At 67.4% G+C, this 21,031-nt stretch carries 17 protein-coding genes and 1 tRNA gene; 8 read left to right on the top strand and 10 right to left on the bottom strand.

The genetic code is table 11. The features are described 5' to 3' along the window. Position 1 precedes the first annotated feature (1 nt). Positions 2-1,303, top strand: coding sequence for an NAD-dependent dihydropyrimidine dehydrogenase subunit PreA (gene preA, locus RCAP_RS12525; protein WP_013068237.1), 1,302 nt, complete (start codon positions 2-4; stop codon positions 1,301-1,303). A 273-nt stretch (positions 1,304-1,576) separates the two neighbouring features. On the opposite strand, the gene RCAP_RS12520 is transcribed toward preA, so the two are convergent. Beyond that, positions 1,577-1,861: a helix-turn-helix domain-containing protein gene (locus tag RCAP_RS12520; protein ID WP_013068236.1), complete on the bottom strand. Its 285-nt coding sequence runs from the start codon at positions 1,859-1,861 to the stop codon at positions 1,577-1,579. A gap of 302 nt (positions 1,862-2,163) precedes the next feature. On the opposite strand from RCAP_RS12520, the gene RCAP_RS12515 reads away from it, so the two are divergent. From RCAP_RS12515 to RCAP_RS12490, 6 genes are all read left to right on the top strand, one after another. Continuing rightward, positions 2,164-3,414, top strand: coding sequence for a Zn-dependent hydrolase (locus tag RCAP_RS12515; RefSeq protein WP_013068235.1), 1,251 nt, complete (start codon positions 2,164-2,166; stop codon positions 3,412-3,414). A gap of 78 nt (positions 3,415-3,492) precedes the next feature. After that, positions 3,493-4,944, top strand: coding sequence for a dihydropyrimidinase (gene hydA / locus RCAP_RS12510; protein ID WP_013068234.1), 1,452 nt, complete (start codon positions 3,493-3,495; stop codon positions 4,942-4,944). Between the two features lie 6 nt (positions 4,945-4,950). Next, positions 4,951-5,742: an ABC transporter ATP-binding protein gene (locus tag RCAP_RS12505; protein ID WP_013068233.1), complete on the top strand. Its 792-nt coding sequence runs from the start codon at positions 4,951-4,953 to the stop codon at positions 5,740-5,742. Positions 5,743-5,835: 93 nt separating this feature from the next. After that, entirely contained in the window at positions 5,836-6,699 is an 864-nt protein-coding gene (locus RCAP_RS12500; RefSeq protein WP_013068232.1) for an ABC transporter permease, read from the top strand. Next, positions 6,696-7,544 carry an ABC transporter permease gene (locus RCAP_RS12495; RefSeq protein WP_013068231.1) on the top strand — a complete coding sequence of 283 codons (849 nt, stop codon included), beginning with the start codon at positions 6,696-6,698 and terminating at the stop codon, positions 7,542-7,544. The genes RCAP_RS12500 and RCAP_RS12495 overlap by 4 nt, the downstream gene beginning before the upstream one ends. Positions 7,545-7,591: 47 nt before the next feature. Next, a complete protein-coding gene (locus RCAP_RS12490; protein ID WP_031321410.1) occupies positions 7,592-8,572 on the top strand; it encodes an ABC transporter substrate-binding protein in 981 nt (326 codons plus the stop codon). Positions 8,573-8,612: 40 nt separating this feature from the next. On the opposite strand, the gene RCAP_RS18600 is transcribed toward RCAP_RS12490, so the two are convergent. After that, the gene (locus RCAP_RS18600; RefSeq protein WP_013068229.1) at positions 8,613-11,828 is read right to left on the bottom strand and encodes an FG-GAP repeat protein; all 3,216 of its coding nucleotides are present in this window, start codon (positions 11,826-11,828) and stop codon (positions 8,613-8,615) included. A 465-nt stretch (positions 11,829-12,293) separates the two neighbouring features. Between RCAP_RS18600 and RCAP_RS12480 the strand changes: the two genes are divergently transcribed. Then, a complete protein-coding gene (locus tag RCAP_RS12480; RefSeq protein WP_013068228.1) occupies positions 12,294-14,342 on the top strand; it encodes a putative bifunctional diguanylate cyclase/phosphodiesterase in 2,049 nt (682 codons plus the stop codon). Here the strand turns inward: RCAP_RS12480 and RCAP_RS12475 are convergent. The 8 genes from RCAP_RS12475 to RCAP_RS12440 form a co-directional block, all read right to left on the bottom strand. Next, positions 14,339-15,394, bottom strand: coding sequence for a class I SAM-dependent methyltransferase (locus RCAP_RS12475; RefSeq protein ID WP_013068227.1), 1,056 nt, complete (start codon positions 15,392-15,394; stop codon positions 14,339-14,341). The genes RCAP_RS12480 and RCAP_RS12475 overlap by 4 nt on opposite strands. A 143-nt stretch (positions 15,395-15,537) precedes the next feature. Then, positions 15,538-15,612, bottom strand: a tRNA-Ala gene (locus RCAP_RS12470). Between the two features lie 96 nt (positions 15,613-15,708). After that, positions 15,709-16,152 carry a thioredoxin domain-containing protein gene (locus RCAP_RS12465; RefSeq protein ID WP_181443883.1) on the bottom strand — a complete coding sequence of 148 codons (444 nt, stop codon included), beginning with the start codon at positions 16,150-16,152 and terminating at the stop codon, positions 15,709-15,711. A 69-nt stretch (positions 16,153-16,221) separates the two neighbouring features. Beyond that, the gene (locus RCAP_RS12460; RefSeq protein ID WP_013068225.1) at positions 16,222-16,812 is read right to left on the bottom strand and encodes a thymidine kinase; all 591 of its coding nucleotides are present in this window, start codon (positions 16,810-16,812) and stop codon (positions 16,222-16,224) included. A 71-nt stretch (positions 16,813-16,883) separates the two neighbouring features. Next, positions 16,884-18,197: a DEAD/DEAH box helicase gene (locus RCAP_RS12455; protein WP_037091808.1), complete on the bottom strand. Its 1,314-nt coding sequence runs from the start codon at positions 18,195-18,197 to the stop codon at positions 16,884-16,886. 280 nt (positions 18,198-18,477) lie between these two features. Further along, positions 18,478-18,927, bottom strand: coding sequence for a D-aminoacyl-tRNA deacylase (gene dtd / locus RCAP_RS12450; protein WP_013068223.1), 450 nt, complete (start codon positions 18,925-18,927; stop codon positions 18,478-18,480). Then, positions 18,924-19,847: a carbohydrate kinase family protein gene (locus tag RCAP_RS12445; protein WP_013068222.1), complete on the bottom strand. Its 924-nt coding sequence runs from the start codon at positions 19,845-19,847 to the stop codon at positions 18,924-18,926. The genes dtd and RCAP_RS12445 overlap by 4 nt, the downstream gene beginning before the upstream one ends. 54 nt (positions 19,848-19,901) lie before the next feature. Beyond that, positions 19,902-21,029 (bottom strand): hypothetical protein, encoded by a 1,128-nt coding sequence (locus RCAP_RS12440; RefSeq protein ID WP_013068221.1) that lies wholly within the window; start codon positions 21,027-21,029, stop codon positions 19,902-19,904. Between the last annotated feature and the right edge of the window lie 2 nt (positions 21,030-21,031).

Below are 21,031 nucleotides of genomic sequence, written 5' to 3'. Positions count from 1 at the left end.
GATGGCGAACCTGACTTCGACATTCCTTGGCATCAAATCCCCGAACCCGTTCTGGCTGGCCTCGGCGCCGCCCACCGACAAGGAGGTGAACGTCCGCCGCGCCTTTGAGGCCGGTTGGGGCGGTGTGGTCTGGAAGACGCTCGGCCTTGACGGCCCGCCGGTGGTGAACGTCTCGGGCCCGCGCTATGGCGCGATTCACGGGCCCGATGGCACGCTTTTGGGGCTCAACAACATCGAGCTGATCACCGACCGGCCTTTGGAGGTGAACCTGCGCGAGATCAAATCGGTCAAGCGCGATTACCCGGACCGCGCCTTGGTCGTGTCGCTGATGGTGCCCTGCGACGAGGACAGCTGGAAATCGATCCTGGCCCGGGTCGAGGAAACCGAGGCCGACGGGGTGGAGCTGAACTTCGGCTGCCCGCATGGCATGGCCGAACGCGGCATGGGCGCGGCGGTGGGGCAGGTGCCCGACTATGTGGAGATGGTGACGCGCTGGGTGAAGCAACATTCGCGCATGCCCTGCATCGTGAAGCTGACGCCCAACATCTCGGACATCCGCAAACCGGCCGAGGCGGCGAAACGCGGCGGCGCGGATGCGGTCAGCCTGATCAACACGATCAATTCGATCACCTCGGTCGATCTGGATCTGTTCGCGCCGCAGCCGACGATTGACGGCTTTGGCACCCATGGCGGCTATTGCGGTCCGGCGGTGAAACCCATCGCACTGAACATGGTGGCGGAAATCGCCCGCAACCCGGCCACGCGCGGTCTGCCGATTTCCGGCATCGGCGGCGTCACCACCTGGCGCGATGCGGCCGAGTTCATGGCGCTTGGGGCGCATAACGTGCAGGTCTGCACCGCGGTGATGACCTATGGGTTCAAGATCGTCGAGGAGATGATCTCGGGCCTGTCGGACTACATGGACCGCAAGGGCCTGACCGAGACGCGCGAGATCGTCGGCCGCGCCGTGCCGAAGGTGACCGACTGGCAATATCTGAACCTGAACTACACCACCAAGGCCAGCATTGCGCAGGACGATTGCATCAAATGCGGCCGCTGCCACATCGTCTGCGAGGACACGTCGCATCAGGCGATCGCGATGGCGGCGGATCGCACGGTGACGGTGAAAGAGGAGGAATGTGTCGCCTGCAATCTCTGTGTCGAGGTCTGCCCGACGAAGTGCATCACCATGCGGGAGCTCTCCGAGGGCGAGCTGGACCTGCGCACGGCCAAGCCGGTCGGCGACTATCTGAACTGGACCGGGCATCCGAACAACCCGATGGCGACCACCAGCGGGAAATGACAGCCGGGGCTTTCCGGTCGCAACCGGGAAGCCCACCCCGATTGGCCGAGGCCATCGCCGAGGCCTTGCGAAACAGTGGTCCCATGACCCCCGAGTGCCCCAAGGCACTCGGGCAGCGCCCGCCCCGCCCATGGCGGGCGCTTCTCGCCCGCCGGGGCAGGGCGCTGCCCTCTGTTCATGCTTGCGGATGCGGTCATGCCGCCGCCGTCGTGCCAACGGGCGGGGAAAAGCGATGCTTTTCCTGGCCCGCCCGACCCTTTCGGGGCAATTTTCTTACGACGCCAGCGCCTGTTTCACCGCTTCGGGGGCCGTTTCGATCACCCGCAAGAGCACCGCGGCCGGGCCGCTGATCGCGCGCTGGCCCTGTTCCCATTTGCGATAGCCCGACAGGCTCATGCCCATCATCGGCGCCATCTGCGCCTGGGTCAGCCCCATCTTGCGCCGCAAATCGACCGGGTTGATGCGTTCCTGAGGGATCGGGTCGAAAGCCGCGCCGCCCTCGTAAAAGGCCGCGCTGCGCTCAAGCGCCTGCCAAAGGCCGCTCTCCATCTCTTCCATGCCTGCCTCGTCCTTGACTGCTCTCGTTGCCGCCGCGGGATTTCCCCTGTCAGCCGCCCCCCGGGGCCTTTGGCACCTTCTTGGGTGGTCAAAGGCTAGCCGCATCGGGCCCGTCGATCAAGCCGCCGCTTGGTCCCGCCCAAAATTCGGGCAATGGCCTGTGTCTTGCGCGCCAAGCGCCGCATCCGCCCCCCATTCCCCATTGACCGGGGCGGGGAAGCGTGGCCTCTTTCCTCTGACCAATCGGTCAGAAAATGAGTCGCAAGAGGGCAAAGCCCCGCAGACGACAGGGAGACAGCCAGATGCCATCACCCGGAGAAAACTTCCGTATCAATTCCGCGCGCCTGTGGGACAGCCTCATGCAGATGGCGCAGGTCGGGCCGGGGATCGCGGGGGGCAACAACCGCCAGACCGTGACCGATGCCGATGCCGAGGGCCGCGCGCTGTTCAAAAGCTGGTGCGATGCGGCGGGGCTGACGATGGGCCTTGACCGGATGGGCAACATGTTCATGCGCCGCGAAGGCACCGACCCGCAGGCGCTGCCGGTCTATATCGGCTCGCATCTGGATACCCAGCCGACGGGCGGGAAATACGATGGCGTTCTGGGGGTTCTGGGCGGGCTGGAAGTCATCCGCACGATGAACGACCGCGGCATCCGCACGAAACACCCGGTCGTGGTGACGAACTGGACGAACGAGGAAGGGGCGCGGTTCGCGCCCGCCATGCTGGCCTCGGGCGTCTTTGCGGGTATCCACAGCCTCGATTACGCCTATGCGCGCAAGGATCCGGACGGCAAAAGCTTCGGCGAGGAGCTGGCGCGGATCGGCTGGGTTGGTGACGAAGAGGTCGGCGCGCGCCAGATGCAGGCCTATTTCGAGCTGCATATCGAGCAGGGCCCGATCCTTGAGGCCGAGGCCAAGACCATCGGCGTGGTGACGCATTGCCAGGGCCTGTGGTGGCTGGAATTCACCCTGACCGGGAAAGAGGCGCATACCGGCTCGACGCCCATGGGGATGCGGGTCAATGCGGGCCTGGCCATGGCGCGGATCATGGAGATGGTGCAAGAGGTCGCGATGGCCGCCCAGCCCGATGCGGTGGGCGGCGTGGGGCAGGTGAACTTCAGCCCCAATTCGCGCAACGTCCTGCCCGGGACGGTGATTTTCACGGTGGATATCCGCAGCCCCGATCAGGCGAAGCTCGATGGCATGCGGGCCGAAATCGAGCGCCGCGCGGCCGCGATCTGCGCGGATCTGAAGGTCGGCTGCGCCGTCGAGGCCGTGGGCCATTTCGACCCGGTCACCTTCACGCCCGAACTGGTGGGCCGGGTCCGCGCCGCGGCCGAGAAACTGGGCTATCCGCATCGCAACATCATCTCGGGCGCCGGGCATGACGCCTGCTGGACGGCGAAAGTGGCACCGACGACGATGGTGATGTGCCCCTGTGTCGATGGGCTGTCGCACAACGAGGCCGAGGAGATTTCGCCCGAATGGGCGGCGGCGGGGGCGGATGTGCTTTTGCATGCGGTTCTGGAAACCGCCGTCGTCGTAGACTGACCGCGCGCCGGGGGCGCAGCCCCCGGACCCCCGAGATATTTAGGGCAAGATGAAAGCACGCGCTTGCAGGGAGTGCACATGACCACAGTCATCAGGAACGGAACCATCGTCACCGCCGATCTGACCTACAGGGCCGATGTGGCGATCGAGGGCGGGCAGATCATCGCGATCGGGCAGGGGCTGACGGGCGAGACCGTGCTTGACGCCACCGGCTGCTATGTGATGCCGGGCGGGATCGACCCGCATACGCATCTGGAAATGCCCTTCATGGGCACTTATTCAAGCGATGATTTCGACAGCGGCACCCGCGCGGCGCTGGCGGGCGGCACGACGATGGTGATCGACTTCGCGCTGCCCAATCCGGGGCAGGGGCTGATGGATGCGCTGCAGCAATGGGACAACAAGTCCAAGCGCGCGCATTGCGACTATTCCTTCCACATGGCCGTGACCTGGTGGGGGCAGCAAGTCTTTGACGAGATGCCGAAGGTGGTCGAACGCGGCATCACCTCGTTCAAGCATTTCCTCGCCTACAAGGGCAGCCTGATGGTGAATGACGACGAGCTCTTCGCCAGTTTCAAGCGCTGCGCCGAGATTGGCGCCATTCCGATGGTGCATGCGGAAAACGGCGATATCGTTGCGGAAATGTCGGCGAAACTTCTGGCCGAGGGCAATACGGGCCCCGAGGCGCATGCCTATTCGCGCCCGAGCCAGGTCGAGGGCGAGGCGACGAACCGCGCCATCATGATCGCCGACATGGCCGGCGTGCCGCTTTATGTCGTGCATACCTCCTGCGAGGAGGCGCATGAAGCCATTCGCCGCGCGCGGATGCAGGGGAAACGGGTCTGGGGCGAGCCGCTCATTCAGCATCTGACGCTGGATGAAAGCGAATATTTCCACCCCGACTGGGACCATGCGGCGCGGCGCGTGATGTCGCCGCCGTTCCGGGCCAAGCACCATCAGGACAGCCTTTGGGCCGGGCTGGCTTCGGGGACGCTTTCTTGCGTTGCCACCGACCATTGCGCCTTCACCACGGAACAGAAGCGCTTCGGCCTTGGCAATTTCACCAAGATCCCGAACGGGACGGGGGGGCTGGAGGACCGGCTGCCGATGCTCTGGTCGGCGGGGGTGAACACCGGGCGGATCACGATGAACGAATTCGTCGCCGTGACCTCGACCAATATCGCCAAGATCATGGGGATGTATCCGAAGAAGGGCGCGGTTCTGGTGGGGGCGGATGCCGATCTGGTGGTCTGGGACCCCGAAGCGACAAAGACGATCTCTGCCAGCTCCCAGCAATCTGCGATTGATTACAACGTCTTCGAGGGCAAGGAGGTGAAGGGCCTGCCGCGCTACACTTTGAGCCGCGGGATGGTTGCGGTTGCGGACGGAAAGGTGCAAAGCCGCGAGGGCCACGGGCAGTTCGTGGCGCGTGACCCGAACGGGTCGGTGAGCAAGGCGCTGAGCACCTGGAAGGAATTGACCGCGCCGCGTCCGGTGGTGCGCTCGGGCATTCCGGCCAGTGGCGTGTAAGCAAGGATGACCGAAGACGTGAAAGCCCCCGTGATATTTGCCAAGGATCTGAACCTGGTCTTTCAGACGAATGACGGTCCGGTTCAGGCGCTGAAAGACGTGAACCTGTCGATCGAGCGGGGCGATTTCGTCAGCTTCATCGGTCCCTCGGGTTGCGGCAAGACCACCTTCCTGCGCTGCATCGCGGCGCTGGAACACCCGACCAGCGGCACGCTGACGGTGAATTCGATCCCGCCCGAGGAGGCGCGCAAGGCCCGCAGCTATGGCTATGTGTTTCAGGCGGCGGGGCTTTACCCCTGGCGCACGATTGCGGGAAATGTGAAACTTCCGCTGGAAATCATGGGCTACACCAAGGCCGAACAGGACGCCCGTGTTGAAAAAGTGCTCTCGCTCGTCGATCTGCAGGGGTTTGCGAAAAAATTCCCCTGGCAGCTTTCGGGGGGGATGCAGCAGCGCGCCTCGATCGCCCGGGCCTTGGCGTTTGATGCGGATATCCTGCTGATGGACGAGCCCTTCGGCGCGCTCGATGAAATCGTGCGCGACCGGCTGAACGAGGAGCTTCTGAAGCTTTGGGCGCGGACCGGCAAGACCATCGGTTTCGTGACGCACTCGATCCCCGAGGCGGTGTATCTGTCGACGAAGATCGTGGTGATGTCGCCCCGTCCGGGGCGGATCACCGATGTGATCGAAAGCACCCTGCCGAAGGACCGGCCGCTCGATATTCGCGACAGCGCGGAATTCCTGAAGATCGCCCATCGCGTCCGCGAGGGGCTGCGCGCGGGGCATGCCTATGACTGAGGGGCGTGCATCGGGACCGCTGTCGGACGGGGGGCTGTCTGCCCCCCGCGCCCCCCGAGGAAATTTGAGGCAAGATAAAGGGGGCGCGCAGGCATGAGATCGATCCTTCCGATCCTGACGGTTCTGAGTGCCATCGTCGCGCTGTGGTATGGCGCGGCGGTGCTGCTGAACAAGCAATGGACCTATGATCAGGCGGCGCGTGCCGGGGTGACGGTGACCACGGCGCAGATGCTGGCCGATACGATGGCGCAGGAGCGCCCCGTCCTGCCCGCGCCGCATCAGGTGGCGAAGGGGCTGTGGGACGGGTTCACGGGGCAGAAGATCACCTCGAAGAAAAGCCTGGTACTGCATTCCTGGATCACCTTTTCCGCGACGATGGCGGGCTTTGCGCTGGGCACGGCGGCGGGGATCCTGCTGGCGGTCGGCATCGTGCATTCGCGCGCCATGGACATGAGCGTGATGCCCTGGGCGATTGCCAGCCAGACGATCCCGATCCTGGCGATTGCGCCGATGGTCATTGTCGTTCTGGCCTCGCTTGGCATCAAGGGCTTGATTCCAAAGGCGATCATCGCCGCTTACCTGTCGTTCTTCCCGGTGCTCGTGGGCATGGTCAAGGGGCTGCGGGCGCCCGACGGCATGCAGCTGGATCTGTTGCGCACCTATAACGCCAGCGGGGCGGAGACGTTCTGGAAGCTGCGGCTGCCCTCCTCGATGCCTTATCTTTTCGCCTCGCTCAAGGTCGGCGTCGCGGCCGCGCTTGTGGGCACGATCGTGGCCGAACTGCCCGCGGGGGCGTCGCAGGGGCTGGGCGCGCGGCTTCTGTCGGGCAGCTATTACGGCCAGACGATCCAGATCTGGTCGGCGCTTTTTGCCGCCGCGATCCTGGCGGCGGGGCTGGTGCTGATCGTCGGGCTGATCGAGGGACGGGTTCTCAAACGCATGGGGATGGTGCGATGAGCGCGATCGGCTGGGGAGCGATCCTGTTCTGGGGCGTCGCGATGGGGCTGAACTTCTTTCTCGCGGAGCGCTATCCGAATTCCCGCCCGGTGCGGGCGCTGGTGGCGACGCTGTTTGGCGTCACGCTTCTGGTGCTGTGGCAGGGGCTGGTGCGGGGGCTGGATGTCAGCCCCGTCATTCTGCCCGCGCCGAGCGACATCGCCGCGGCGATTGTCGGCAACCTGCCGCTTTTGTGGGGGGATTTCGTGCAGACGATCCTCAAGGGTGCGCTTTCGGGCTATCTGATCGGCTGCGGCGCGGCGATCCTGGTGGCGATTGCGGTTGACCGCTCGCCCTTTTTGCAACGGGGCCTGCTGCCGGTCGGCAATTTCGTCGCCGCCCTGCCCATCGTCGGCATCGCGCCGATTCTGGTGATGTGGTTCGGCTTTGACTGGCAGTCGAAGGCCGCCGTCGTCGTCGTGATGGTGTTCTTTCCGGTTCTGGTGAACATGGTCGCGGGGCTGGCCGCCACGGATGCGCTGAGCCGCGATCTGATGGCGACCTGGTCGGCAAGCTATGGCCAAAGCCTGATCAAGATGCGCCTGCCCGCCGCTTTGCCCTTCCTCTTCAACGGCTTGAAGATCGCCACCACGCTGGCGCTGATCGGCGCGATCGTCGCCGAATTCTTCGGCTCGCCCACCCGCGGCATGGGGTTTCGCATCTCCACCTCGGTCGGGCAGCTTGATCTGGCGCTGGTCTGGGCCGAGATTGCGGTGGCGGCGCTGGCGGGATCGGGCCTTTTCGGGCTGATCGCGATGATCGAGAAGGCGGCGACCTTCTGGCACCCGTCGCAACGGGGAAGATGAGTTCAACCAACCGGGCAGAAGTCCCGGACGCAACAGGAGAGACGATGATGAAAAAGGTGATGCTGGGGGTGGCGGCCCTTGCGCTGATGGCGGGCGCCGCCTCGGCCGAGGATGTGAAGCTGCAGCTGAAATGGGTGACGCAGGCGCAATTCGCGGGCTACTATGTCGCTGCGGAGAAAGGCTATTTCGAGGAAGAGGGGCTGAATGTCACGATCCTGCCCGGCGGCCCCGATATCGCGCCTGAACAGGTGATCGCGGGGGGCGGCGCCGATGTCATCGTCGACTGGATGCCGCCTGCGCTGGCCGCGCGCGAAAAGGGGCTGAAGCTTGTCAACATCGCGCAGCCCTTCAAGCATTCGGGCATGATGCTGACCTGTCTGAAGGAATCGGGCGTTTCGACCACCGCCGATTTCAAGGGCAAGACGCTGGGCGTGTGGTTCTTTGGCAACGAATATCCGTTCCTGAACTGGATGTCGAAGCTGGGCATTCCGACGACGGGCGGCGCCGATGGGGTCGAGGTGCTGAAACAGGGCTTCAACGTCGATCCGCTGCTGCAAAAGCAGGCCGCCTGCATCTCGACGATGACCTACAACGAATATTGGCAGGTGATCGATGCGGGCATCAAGCCCGAGGATCTGGTGACCTTCAAATATGAAGACGAGGGCGTCGCGACGCTGGAAGACGGTCTTTACGTGATGGAGGACAAGCTCGCCGATCCGGCCTTCAAGGCGACGATGGTGAAATTCGTCCGCGCCGCGATGAAGGGCTGGAAATATGCCGAGGCGAACCCGGACGAAGCCGCGATGATCGTTTTGGAAAACGACGAGACCGGGGCGCAGACCGAGACGCATCAGAAGCGCATGATGAGCGAAGTGGCGAAGCTGACGGCGGGCTCGAACGGGGCGCTGGATGTCGCCGATTACGAGCGCACCGTGGCGACGCTGATGGGCGGCGGCTCGGATCCGGTGATCACCAAGGCGCCCGAGGGGGCCTATACGCTCGAGATCACCAACGAAGCGCTGAAATAAGCGGTGCAGATGTGGAAAGGGCGCCTCGGCGCCCTTTTCATCAGTAGATCAGGATATCGGCCGGGGTCAGGGCCAGATCCGGGGCGAGGATCGCCACCAGAACCCGCCCGCCCGCGGCCGTGCCGTTCGGATCATAAAAGAGCCGCCCGGTGTCGCTTTCATAGATCAGCCGGTCGTCGGCGTCTTGCGCCAGACCCGTGGTGTTGATCACGAAGGCGCCGCTTGCCACCCGCCCCGGGACCAGCGCCGCGAAGACCGCGTCCTCGAACCGGAGCGTGTCGTCCAGCGGGTTGAAATCCAGGATGCGGTCCAGATTGTCCGGCGCGGGTGCGGTGTCGAAGACGAAGCTGTCCGCCCCGCCGCCGCCGCTGAGCGTGTCGAGGCCAAGCCCGCCCGAGATCCGGTTCGCCCCCGCATTGCCCGAGATCTGGTTCGCCAGCCCGTTGCCGGTGCCGTTGATCGCCGCGGTTCCGGTCAGCACCAGCCGCTCGACAAAGGCGCGGGGCGCCGCCCCCGTCAGGCTGTAGCTGACCGAGGTCATCACCGTGTCGATGCCGCCCGCATCGCGCAGGTCGGTCTCGGAGATCGTCTCGACGACGCGGTCGGCGGCATTCTCGACGATATAGGTGTCGTTGCCCGCGCCCCCCAGCAGCAGATCCTTTCCCGCGCCGCCATCCAGCCGGTTCGCCGCGCCATTGCCGGTCAGCCAGTTGTCCAGCGCATTGCCGGTGGCATTGATCGCCGCGGTGCCGGTCAGCACCAGCCGCTCGACAAAGGCCCGGGTCGCCCCCGTCAGGCCATAGCTGACCGAGGTCATCACCGTATCGATGCCGCCCGCATCGCGCAGATCGGATTCGGAGATCGTCTCGACCACGCGGTCGGTGACGCGCTCGACGAAATAGATGTCGTTGCCCGCGCCGCCGATCATCACATCCGACCCGGCGCCGCCGCTGAGCCGGTTCGCCCCGCCGTTGCCGGTCAGCGTGTTGTCGAGCCCATTGCCGGTGGCGTTGATCGCCGCGGTGCCGGTCAGCACCAGCCGCTCGACAAAGGCGCGGCCCGGCGCCGCCAGACTGTAGCTGACCGAGGTCAGCACGGTGTCGATGCCGCCCGCATCGCGCAGGTCGGTCTCGGAGAGGGTCTCAAGCACCTGATCGGCGTCGCTCTCGACGGTGTAGACATCATTGCCCGCGCCCCCCAGCAGCACATCCGCCCCGGCGCCGCCCTGCAGCCGGTCGTTGCCGTCCCCGCCCTCCAGCCGGTCATCGCCGTCGCTGCCGTCGAGCAGGTCGGCGCCCTCCAGACCGCGCAGCAGATTGGCCGCGCCGTTGCCGATCAGCCGGTTGCCCAGCGCATTGCCGGTGGCCGAAAGCGCGCCCGTGCCGATCAGGATCAGCGTCTCGATGTAGCAGGCCCCCGCGCAACGCGTCAGATCATAGGAGACCCGGGCCAGAACCGTATCGGCGCCGCCCGCATCCTCGGTGCCCTCGGGGGTGCAGAATTCGCAGACCGTGTCGGTCGCGCTGTCGACGACATAGGTGTCATCGCCCGCGCCGCCGCGCAGGGTGTCGTCGCCCGCGCCGCCGTCCAGCGTGTCATCGCCCGCCGCGCCCAGCAGCGCGTCAAGCCCCGCCGCGCCGTAAAGCAGGTCATTGCCCGCAAAGCCCAGCACGGCATCGTCGCCGGTGCTGCCCGAGAGCGTGTCATTGCCGATGCTGCCCGAGAGCCGACTGGCGAAACTGCCGCCATAAAGCACCACCGCCGCCCCCGCCGCCGTCGGATCGCCCTGCGCGCCCGGGGCGCCCAGCAGCAGATCCCCAAGCCCGTCGCCGTTCAGATCGCCCGCCGCCGCGACCGAGATCCCGGCCGAGGCCCCCGCCCAGCCGATCAGCGCCAGCCCGTCAAGCCCGTCCAGATCCGCAAGGTCAAGCGTGCCGAAGGGCGTCGCCCCCGCCGCCACGTTGCGCCCGAAGATCACCCAGGCGGCGCCGGTCCCGCCGTCGCGCCCGGGGGCGCCCAGAACCAGATCGCCGAGCCCGTCGCCGTTCACGTCGCCCGCCGCCGAGACCGCCCAGCCCAGGGCGTCATTCGATCCCGCGCCGGTGATCGCAAAGCCCTCGCTCGGGTCGAGCGCCGCCAGATCGAGCGTGCCGAAAGGCGCCGCCCCGGCGCCGGTGTCGCGCCCGAAAACCACCCAGGCGCCGCCGCTCCAGGGGGCGGTGCCCTGCGCATAGGGGGCACCGATCGCGATGTCGTCGATGCCGTCGCCGTTGATGTCGCCGAGCGCCGCCACCGACCAGCCCGCCAAGGCGCCATCGCCGGGGCCGGTCAGGGCAAAGCCGGTCCCGGGCGTCAGCGCCGACAGGTCGATCGGGCCGCGGTCGGGATCGGCGCTGCCAAAGATCACCCAGGCCGTCCCGGCATCCTCGCCCGTCGCGCCCGCCCCCGCGACATCGCGGCCGGGCGCGGCAAGGATAAGATCTCCCAGCCCGTCGCCGTTCAGATCTCCGGCCTGCGATACCGCGAGCCCGAGCAGATCCCAATCCGCGGGGCCGATGATCGCCTGGCCCAGCCCCGCGGGCAGCGCCGTCAGTGCGATCTGGCCCAGCCGCGACAGCTCGGCGCTGCCGCGGATCAGCCAGACCGCGCCGCTGTCGGTGCCGCCCGCGTCGGCGCGGGGCACGCCGATCAGCAGATCGGCCAGACCGTCGCCGTCGAGATCCCCCGCCGCGGCGACGCTGCTGCCCGCCAGATCGGCCTCGCCGCCGCCGCTGATCCGCAGCGCCCGGCTGGCCGGGATTTCGGCCAGATCAACCGGACCCCCGGCGCCGATATCGGGCGCGCCGAAGACCACGCAGGCCGCGCCGCCATCCGTGGCCCCGGCATCGCTGCGCGGCGCCCCGATCACGATATCGTCGATCCCGTCGCCGTTCACGTCGCCCGCCGCGGCCAGGCTGGCGCCGAACCGTGCCTCGGCCTCGGGGCCGCGGATCACCACCCCCTGCGCCGGGGTCAGCGCGTCCAGATCGATCGGCCCCGCCGCGCCCCCGGCACTGCCGAAAATCACCCAGACCGCGCCGGTCTCTGCCCCGCCGCGGTCGTCGCCGATCGCCCCGATCATCAGATCGTCATGGCCGTCGCCGTTGAGATCCCCGGCCGAGGCGACGCAGCAGCCGAACCCGTCTCCTGTCACGCTGTCGCGCAGGACGAAGCCCTGATCGGATGTCAGGGCCGAGAGGTCGATTTCCCGTGTCATCCGCCCTCCCGCGCGGGGTCGGCCCGCGCTGCCGCGCCCCGGGACCCGCCAGACCGGGGGCGCCGGGTGCACCGCGAAAAATTCTGCGCTCCGCCCCCGGTTGCGGCAAGGATTTTTTAAGAAACTGCGGAAACACAGGGGGCGGAAAGACAGGCCAAAGCCGGACAGAATCGGCCTTGTCCTGCACAATCTGGGGCTGCATCAAGGTTTTGGTTGCAACTCTTCTATATTCAGGACGAAGGGGGCGGGATGCGGCCCCCGGGCGGAGGACTGTCGCATGCCGGAGTGTTGCATGCAGGAATGTTGCATGCTGAAATCGCCCGCCGCCGATTCGGGCGATCTGCCCCGGTCGCTGCCGGGCGGGGCCCGGCCCTGCGCAACCGAACCCTGCGCATCCGAACCCTGCGCATCCGAACCCCGCGCCGCCGGATCCTTTGGCGGCCGCATTCGGGGGGCGGCGCGGTGATGGATTTTCCGCCCCATGCTTTCGGCGGGTTCGGGCCGGAGGCCGAGCTTCTGCCCTGCGGGCTTTTGCTGACCGATCTGGAGGGGCGGATCCTGGCCGCCAATGCGACGCTGCTGCGCTGGATCGGGCAGCCCGCCGCGGCGCTGATCGGGCAGGGCGGCTTTGCGCAGCTGCTGGCGATGCCGGGGCAGATCTACTGGAAGACGGATCTGTGGCCGAAGCTCTGCGCGCAGGGCCATCTGGCCGAGGTGACGCTGCCCCTGCCCGATGCGGCGGGGGGGCTGCGCCATTGCCTGCTCAGCGCGCAGCTCTCGTCCGAGGCGGGCCGGATCGGCTTCGTGCTGTTCGACGCGGCGCGGGCGCATCAGCGCGATCAGGATCAGGCGCGGGCGGGCGTGCTGGCGCAGCTGCGCATGCGCTGGCTGGCGCAGATCGAACGGATGGCCGGGGTCGGCGCCTTTGCGCTTGATCCCGAGACCGGCCGGATCGAGGCCTCGGACCGGGTGTTCGAGATGCTGGGCCTGCCCGCGACCCCCGGCCTGACGCTGGAGCAGCTGCTGGCGCGCTTCGTTTCCGACAAGGCGCGGGCGGCGATCCGGGACGATCTGGCGCAGCTTGTGCGCACGCAGGCGCCGCTCGAGCACGAGGCGGTGCTCTCGACCCCCGCGGGCGTGCTGCGCCGGGTGCAGCTGCAGGCCGAGGGCGAGTGGCAGGGCGGGCGCATCACCCGGATCGCCGGGGTGCTGCATGACATCACCCGGATGCACGAGGATCAGCAGCGGCTGTGGCAGGCGGCCAATATCGACGAGCTGACCGGCCTCGCCAATCGCCGCCTGTTCCACCGCAGCGTGCAGGGGGCGCTGGCGGGCGGGGCCTTTGCGCTGGTGCTGCTCGACATCGACGATTTCAACGCGGTGAACGATCTTCTGGGCGCCGATGCGGCGGATGCGCTGCTGCGCGACGTGGCGGTGCGGCTGGCGGGGCTGGTCGGTCCGGGCGGGCTGGCGGCGCGGCTGGGCGGTGACGAATTCGCGCTGCTTCTGCCCGCGGCCGAGGCCGATGCGGCGGCCGAACGGCTGGCGCAGGCGGCGCGGGCGGCGCTGGCGCAGCCTTTCGACGTGGCGGCGACGGTGCTGACCGCCTGCATCGGCATGGCCAGCTATCCCGCCGATGCCGCCGATGCCGAGGGGCTTTTGCGCTGCGCCCGTCAGGCGCTGGCCGAGGTGAAAACGGTCCGGCCGGGCTCTGCCGCCTTCCTGCGCGGGCCCTTGCGCGACCGGGTGGAGGCCCGCCGCTCTGCCATCGCCTTCGTGCAGGACGCCGCGCGCGAGGGCCGGATTCTGGCCTGGTATCAGCCCAAGGTGCGGCTCGAGAGCCGCCGCATCGTCGGCTATGAGGCGCTGGCGCGGATCCGCACGCGCGAGGGCGCGATCTGCGGCCCCGAATTCTGGGGGGCGGCGCTGGAGGATGTCGATTGCGCGCGGCTGGTCGATGGCACCGTGCTGGATGCGGTTCTGGCGGATCTGACGCAGGATGCGGCGCGGCTGATGCGGGTGGGGGTCAATTTCTCCGAAGCCTCGCTGCGGGGGATGGATTTCGCCGAGCAGATCCTGGCGCTGATCGCGGCGCGCGGGCTTTCGCCTGCGCTGATCGAGCTCGAGGTGGTGGAAACCGTGCTGCTGGGGCAACGGTCCGAGCTGCTGGCGCAGGGGTTCACGCGGCTGCGCGCGCAGGGAATGCGGATCGCGCTGGACGATTTCGGCACCGGCTTCGCCTCGCTGTCGCATCTGCGCGATCTGCCGATCGACCGCATCAAGCTGGACAAGTCCTTCGTGCTGGGGCTTGCGGACGATCACCGCAACGCCCCGATTTTGCGCGCGATTCTGGATCTGGCGGCGGTGCTTGGGCTGGAAACCGTCGCCGAGGGGGTAGAGACCGAAAAGGCCGCGGTCTATCTGCGCGGGCTGGGCTGTCTGGAGGGGCAGGGCTTCCGTTTCGGCCCCGCCCGTCCCTTCGCGATGCTGCCGCCCGCGGGCAGCAAGCTTTAGCGCGCCGCGCGTTTGGCCCGCCGCCGCTGGCGGCGTTGCCGGTTCCAGATTCGCAGCCGCGCCAGAATCTGCCGCGGGTTTTGCAGCAGCGCGCGCAGCGGATGCGCGGCGTCGCGGTCGGCGATCTCCCAGCGCGGCGTGCTCAGGAACGGCGTTTCGCCCATCCGCAACGCCACGGCGCGCAGCAGCGCGGCCCGGCGGCGGTGGAAGTCGTCCGCGTCCTGCGGCGTGTCCTGGGGGGCGTCTTGCGGGGCGGGGGCCACCGGCTTGCGCAGATGCACGAAGAATTCATGCCCCTGCGTCGGCACGATCTCGAGGATCTCGAAATCGACCAGCCCCAGATGGTGCAATTCGCGCAGATGCAGTTCGAACAGCTCGGGGAACAGCACGCTGCAATGAGCGTCGGTATAGGCATAGGGCGCCTCGAGCCGGGCCACGAAGGCACGGTATTGCGCCTGCAGCTCCGATTCGGGGCGGAACTGCGCCGGATCCTCGCTCAGAAAGCCCGCGGCCTCGCTTGGATCCGCGCCGCGCCAATACAGGGCGCGATAGCCATGGGCATCGAACAGCGTCACCGGATCGGGCTTGTCGCGGTCGGTGTGATAGGCCAGCAGCCAGTCGCCCAGCCGGGTCGGGAAGCGGAAATGGTCGAAACAGGCGCGGCCGTCGGGAATCGCCATGCTCAGCACGCCGCCCGGTTTCAGCGCCTGCGCCGCGCCCTGCAGGAACAGGATCGGATTGGCGAGATGTTCGAAATTATGCGACGAGACGATGTGGTCGAACCGGCCCAGCAGGCCCTCGCGGCCCAGCACGGCGCCGATCCGGCAGGCGTCGCCGACGAAATCGACCGCTTCGATCTCGGCGATGCGGCTGTCGGGGATGAAGCTGTTCTCGCGCGCCCGGGCGCGCAGGGTTTCGGTGTCGAAGACGTCGAAGATCCGGACGTTGCAGCCCGCGCGTTTCGGCAGGGCGGGGTTGAAATAGGGGGCAATCTCGATCCCGGGGGCGGTCGGGGTCACATGTTTCAAAAGCAGGTCGAGGCGGGACGTCATGGCCATTCTCTCCCGAAAAAGGGCGCCGCGACGGATCGGCGCCGGATCAAGCTCTGTCGTGCCGACCCGACCGATCCCGGCAGGGCCGCCCCGCAGGCATGGGCCGCCGAAGCGGCGATCACGTCAATTTTCAGGGAACGGCTTGGTGGAGCTGAGGGGGATCGAACCCCTGACTCATCATTGCGAACGATGCGCTCTCCCAACTGAGCTACAGCCCCTCGCCGTGGGGGGGTATTTCGCCCAAGACGCGGGGGATGTCAAGCGCCCCAAACCCCCTGATGCACAAAATTTTTCATCTTCTTGGGCGCGGGTTCTCAGGCGCGGGCGCCCAGCTTGCCGCGGACGAAGCCGACAAGCTCGCTTGCGGGCCGCGCGCCCGCGGCCCGGGCCAGTTCGCGGCCCTTGTGAAACAGGATGAAGGCGGGAATGCCCTGAATCCGGTGGCGCCCGGCCACCGCCGGATGGGCCTGGGTGTCGATCTTCGCCAGCCGCACCTGACCGGCAAGCGTCGCCGCGGCGGCTTGGAACTGCGGCGCCATCTGTCGGCAGGGGCCGCACCAGGGCGCCCAGAAATCGACCAGCAGCGGCAGGTCGTCGCGCTCGGCCCGGGCCAGAATCGCCGGATCGATCCCGGCCACCTTGCCGGTGATCAGACCGGCGCCGCAGATGCCGCATTTCGGCCCCGCCGCCAGCCGGTCCGACGGCACCTTGTTCGCCTGCCCGCAGGCCAGACAGGTCAGTCGCAGCGATTCCGCCATCTTGGCCCCCATCATATTCGCGTTGCGGAATATATTTGCGCGGCGGGGGCGGATTTCAAGGCCGCCGGGTCAAGCTTGCGGGCCGTCGCCCATGGCTTCGCGCCAGTGGCGACGACAGAGCGAGACATAGGTCTCGTTGCCACCGATCTGCACCTGCGCGCCCTCGTGCAGGGCCTGGCCATCGGGCCCCATCCGCACCACCATCGTCGCCTTCTTTCCGCAATGGCAGATGGTGCGGACCTCGCGCATCTCGTCGGCCAGCGCAAGCAGCGCCGCAGAGCCCGGGAACAGCTGGCCGCGAAAGTCGACGCGCAGCCCGTAGCACATCACCGGCAGCCCCAGATCATCCACGACCCGGGCCAGCTGCCAGACCTGCGCCTCGGTGAGGAATTGTGATTCGTCGATGAAAACGCAGGCGCAGGGGCCCGAGATCAGCCGATTCTTGCACAAATCGAACATGTCGGTCTGGGGGGTGAAACAGGTCGCCGCGGCCGAGATGCCGATGCGGCTGCCGATCTTTCCCGGCCCGGCCCGGTCATCCAGACGCGCCGTGACCAGCAGGGTCTGCATGCCGCGTTCGATGTAGTTGTAGGAGGCCTGCAAAAGCGCGGTGCTCTTGCCGGCATTCATCGTCGAGTAATGGAAGTAAAGCTTGGCCATGCCGCCTTCTGCGTCAGCCGGATCGGCCGCGCAAGAGGGCAGGCGGGGGCAGGCCGCCCCCGCGCCGGATCTCAGTGGCCGCGTTGCGCACGGGCCGGACGCTTCGGCGCGGCCTGTCCGCCCGCGGGCGCATGTCCCTCGGCGCGGCCGCCGCGTTTCGCCGCCGGTTTCGCATCGGGCTTGCGGGCCGGTTTCGCCTCGCCCTCGCGGGCGGGTTTCGGGCCCTGACCGCGATGCGGTTTCTTCGGCTGGCCGCTGCGCCCCGGCGCGGGACGGCTGCCGCCTTCGGCATGGGCTTCGCCGCCGATGACCGGGATCTTCGCCCCCATCGCGGCTTCGATCGCGCGCAGATCGCTCATTTCGAGCGGACCGCAGAAGGCCACGGCGCGGCCATCGCGCCCGGCCCGCGCGGTGCGGCCGATGCGGTGCACGTAGTTTTCCGGCACGTTCGGCAGGTCGTAGTTGTAGACATGCGCCACCTGCGGAATATCAAGCCCGCGCGCGGCCACATCGGTCGCCACCAGCACCTGCACCTCGCTGGCGCGGAACGCCGAAAGCGCCCGTTCCCGCTGCCCCTGGCTTTTGTTGCCATGGATGGCGGTGACCGAAAAACCCCATTTTTCCAAAAGCTTGGTCAGCTTGTCCGAGCCATGCTTGGTGCGGTTGAAGACCACGGCCAATTCGCCCGGATGGCGCGAGATATATTCGGCCAGAAGGGCCGCCTTTTCGCCCTGGGTGGTGAAATGCACGCCCTGGTCGATCTTTTCGGCGGCCTTGCCGGGGGTGGCGACCTCGACCCGGATCGGGTCGGAGAGGTAGCTGGCCGCCAGTTCCTCCATCAGCTTCGGCATCGTGGCCGAGAACAGCAGCGTCTGCCGCTCTGCCGGGATCAGCTTGGCGATGCGGCGCAGCGCATGGATGAAACCGATGTCGAGCATCTGGTCGGCCTCGTCGAGCACCAGATATTTCGTCTCGCTCAGCACCAGCGCGCGGCGTTCGATCAGGTCGATCAACCGGCCCGGCGTGGCGATCAGCACGTCGCAGCCCTTGGACAGTTTTTCCGCCTGCACGTTCAGCGAAGCCCCGCCGACGACGCGCTGGATGCGCACCGGGGCGCCCTCGGCATAGGCGGCAAGGTTGTCATGGATCTGCGTCGCAAGTTCCCGCGTCGGCGCAAGCACCAGCGCACGCACGGTTTTCGGCGCCGGGCGCTTGCCATAGGCCAGGATGCGGGTCAGCATCGGCAGGCCGAAAGCGGCGGTCTTGCCGGTCCCGGTCTGGGCCAGGCCCAGGATGTCGCGGCCGCGCACGATATGCGGAATGCCCTGCGCCTGGATCGGCGTCGGCTTGGTCAGGCCAAGGCCCGCAAGATTTTTCAGCAGCATCGGCGCAAGGCCGAGGTTTTCAAAGGTTTCCAAAGGGGTCGTCTTTCATGGCGCACAGGCGCGCAAAGGATCAAGCCCCCGGTCGGGGGCAACGGCGGGCGGGCGGTGCAAGGCGTTGCACCCGGCCCCCCGCGTGAATGTGAGGCCAATTGTCCCGGTCGTGCTTTCGCAAGGAAAGCGGCTGCTCACGCGGCAGCGAGGGCGGGATGCCAAGCAGATGGGCGCGATTGCCCCGCATGTCAAGGCAATCCGCGCAATCTTGCGCATTTTCGCCGATCGGTCAGGCGCGGTCGGCAGTGTCCATCCAGATCGTCACCGGCCCGTCATTGACCAGGCTGACCGCCATGTCCGCGCCGAATTCGCCATTCGCGACCGGAAGGCCAAGCGCGCGCAGATTGTTCGAAAACTGCACATAAAGCCGGTTGCCCTCGTCCGGCGGGGCGGCCGTGGAAAAGCCCGGGCGGTTGCCGCGCGAAGTGTCGGCGGCAAGGGTGAACTGGCTCACCACGAGGCAGGCGCCGCCGATATCGGTGACCGCGCGGTTCATCTTGCCGGCCTCGTCCTTGAAGATGCGCAGCTTCGCGATCCGGGCGGCGAGTTTTTCCGCCTCGGCTTCGGTGTCGCCCTGCATGGCGCAGACAAGGATCAGCAGGCCCGGCCCGATTTCGCCGGTAACCCGTTCCTCGACTTCGACTTTTGCGCGGCGGACGCGCTGGATCAGGGCTCTCATTTCAGCTCCTCTGCCCAGGGCGGGTTGGCGCCCGCACGGCTGACGGTGATCGCGGCGGCCGCATTGCCAAGCGCCAGACAGGCCGACACAAGCGGCGCATCGGCCGCCGCGACAGCGGCTTTCGTCAGCCGTCCCGCCCGGTCGAGCGCCGCCAGAACGCCCGCGTTGAACGTGTCGCCCGCGCCGACGGTATCGACCACCGTCACCCGCTGCGCGGGGGCGAAAACGGACAGTCCGGCGCCGAAAGCATGCGCGCCGGTGCCGCCCTCGGTGACGAAGACCAGCTTCGGCCCACGGCGCAGCAGCCCCTGCGCCAGCGCCGCGATCTCGCCCGGGCCTTCCAGCCAGCGCAGATCCTCGTCCGAGAGTTTCACGATGTCGGCCAGCGCGATCATCCGCGCCAGGCGCGCGCGATAGGCGGCCTCGTCGCGGATGAAACCGGGGCGGATGTTCGGGTCAATCATGGTGACCCGGCTCGCCGCTTCGCGCGCCATCAGGGCTTCGTAGGTGCCGCCGCAGGGATCGACGGGCAGCGAGATGCCGCCGAAGAAAAGCGCCCGCACCGCGGCCGGAAGCGCGGGCAGATCACCGGGAAGGATCATCCGTCCGGCGGTATTTTCGTCGTAAAATGCGTAGCTTGCGTGACCATCCACCAGCTTCACGAAGGCCAGCGTCGTCGGCCGGTCAGAGCGGATCGCCAGCCCCGCATCGACATTTGACGCCGCCAGTGTCCCGATCAGCACCTCGCCGAAAAGATCGGTCGAAATCCCCGACAGAAACCCGGCCCGCACCCCCAGACGCCCCAGCGCGATCGCCGTATTGAACACCGACCCCCCCGCATGGGGCGCAAAACAGGCCTCGCCCGCCGTGCCTTGCCGCGGCAGCATGTCGATCAGCGCTTCACCACAACTCAGGATCATCCTTCCCTCCCCGTTTGGCGAGACATAGCGCCAAGCGGGGCAGGGCGCAATAAATCAGTGTTGTTGAATATTGTAGAGCCAAAGGCCCAGCCCCAGCGCCAGCGCCGCCAGCGCGACCGCAAAGGCGATCTTCCAGGCCGACCAGGGCCGGTCGCCGCGCACCTGCCCGGTTTGCGCATTCACGACGAAACGATAGGAGCGGTCGCGGTATCTGTAGGCGGCGGTCCAGATCGGCAACAGGATGTGCTTGAAGGTCTCGGCCGAGAAATCGGTGTCGATCGAGGCGACGCGCTGTTCGTCGCCGCCGATGTCGCGGCGCACATCCATGTCGATCACCCGCGCCATTTCGGTCCGGGCCTGACCGTGGCCGTCCGACAGATCGACCGTATAGCCCTCGGCCTCGAATCCGGCAAGGTAATCAGGGTGATAGGGCGTCAGCGCCGACAGATCCCAAGGCTGCAGCGCCGCCATGTAGGCGGGCGGCAACGAGCGCGAGGCATAGATCACCACATCGTCGAAATCGCGCGCGACCCGGCCCGCGACCGGGGTCCAGCGGACATGACGCACCTGCTGGCTGCGGGTCTCCATCTTCCCGTTGACCTCGACCCGGACCTGTTCGGTCTCGTAATAGGCGTCGCCGCGGGCGCCGCTGTAATGCGAGCGGGTCTCGGCGTCGAAGGTCCAGAACGGCGCATAGACGCCGGTCATCCGGCGCCCCTTGCGGGCATATTGCGTCAGACCCGAGGGCGCGAACCAGAGCCCGGACAGCCATTTGCCCAGCGCCGCATGCGCCTGCGCTTCGGTCAGCGCGAAAGGCACCAGGCCCTGCGGCTTGATCTGCCGCGTCAGGCCGGTGTCGATCACCACGGGAGTTGCACAAAACGGACATTGCACCGCGTGATTTGCGCCGGTGATCTCGATCAGCGCTGCACAATTCGAACATGTGAGCGTCCGGCTCTCCTGCATCGCCGCGGCGGGCAGACGCGCCGCCAGACCGGCCGCCAGCGGCAGTTCCGCCAGCCCGGACCGGCCCCGGCCAAGGGCGCGCGGGATCGCCTGTTCGTGGCCGCAATGATCGCAGACGAGCTTTTCCTGACCGGGCGCGAAGCGCAGATCGGCGCCGCAGGCCTCGCAGGGGGTGTGATGTTCGGTCTTGTCGCGGCTGACCTTGGGCAGGGCCATGG

This window comes from Rhodobacter capsulatus SB 1003 (assembly GCF_000021865.1).
Lineage (GTDB): Bacteria > Pseudomonadota > Alphaproteobacteria > Rhodobacterales > Rhodobacteraceae > Rhodobacter > Rhodobacter capsulatus_B.
The sequence above is the reverse complement of the archived record's forward strand: the minus strand, read 5'-3'. Positions and strand labels throughout refer to the sequence as shown.

What these genes read in the sequence shown, in the direction of transcription:
- preA (WP_013068237.1), top strand. Translation starts at nt 2, where the DNA reads ATGGCGAACCTGACTTCGACATTCCTTGGCATCAAATCCCCGAACCCG.
- RCAP_RS12520 (WP_013068236.1), bottom strand. Translation starts at nt 1,861, where the DNA reads ATGGAAGAGATGGAGAGCGGCCTTTGGCAGGCGCTTGAGCGCAGCGCG.
- RCAP_RS12515 (WP_013068235.1), top strand. Translation starts at nt 2,164, where the DNA reads ATGCCATCACCCGGAGAAAACTTCCGTATCAATTCCGCGCGCCTGTGG.
- hydA (WP_013068234.1), top strand. Translation starts at nt 3,493, where the DNA reads ATGACCACAGTCATCAGGAACGGAACCATCGTCACCGCCGATCTGACC.
- RCAP_RS12505 (WP_013068233.1), top strand. Translation starts at nt 4,951, where the DNA reads ATGACCGAAGACGTGAAAGCCCCCGTGATATTTGCCAAGGATCTGAAC.
- RCAP_RS12500 (WP_013068232.1), top strand. Translation starts at nt 5,836, where the DNA reads ATGAGATCGATCCTTCCGATCCTGACGGTTCTGAGTGCCATCGTCGCG.
- RCAP_RS12495 (WP_013068231.1), top strand. Translation starts at nt 6,696, where the DNA reads ATGAGCGCGATCGGCTGGGGAGCGATCCTGTTCTGGGGCGTCGCGATG.
- RCAP_RS12490 (WP_031321410.1), top strand. Translation starts at nt 7,592, where the DNA reads ATGAAAAAGGTGATGCTGGGGGTGGCGGCCCTTGCGCTGATGGCGGGC.
- RCAP_RS18600 (WP_013068229.1), bottom strand. Translation starts at nt 11,828, where the DNA reads ATGACACGGGAAATCGACCTCTCGGCCCTGACATCCGATCAGGGCTTC.
- RCAP_RS12480 (WP_013068228.1), top strand. Translation starts at nt 12,294, where the DNA reads ATGGATTTTCCGCCCCATGCTTTCGGCGGGTTCGGGCCGGAGGCCGAG.
- RCAP_RS12475 (WP_013068227.1), bottom strand. Translation starts at nt 15,394, where the DNA reads ATGACGTCCCGCCTCGACCTGCTTTTGAAACATGTGACCCCGACCGCC.
- RCAP_RS12465 (WP_181443883.1), bottom strand. Translation starts at nt 16,152, where the DNA reads ATGGCGGAATCGCTGCGACTGACCTGTCTGGCCTGCGGGCAGGCGAAC.
- RCAP_RS12460 (WP_013068225.1), bottom strand. Translation starts at nt 16,812, where the DNA reads ATGGCCAAGCTTTACTTCCATTACTCGACGATGAATGCCGGCAAGAGC.
- RCAP_RS12455 (WP_037091808.1), bottom strand. Translation starts at nt 18,197, where the DNA reads ATGCTGCTGAAAAATCTTGCGGGCCTTGGCCTGACCAAGCCGACGCCG.
- dtd (WP_013068223.1), bottom strand. Translation starts at nt 18,927, where the DNA reads ATGAGAGCCCTGATCCAGCGCGTCCGCCGCGCAAAAGTCGAAGTCGAG.
- RCAP_RS12445 (WP_013068222.1), bottom strand. Translation starts at nt 19,847, where the DNA reads ATGATCCTGAGTTGTGGTGAAGCGCTGATCGACATGCTGCCGCGGCAA.
- RCAP_RS12440 (WP_013068221.1), bottom strand. Translation starts at nt 21,029, where the DNA reads ATGGCCCTGCCCAAGGTCAGCCGCGACAAGACCGAACATCACACCCCC.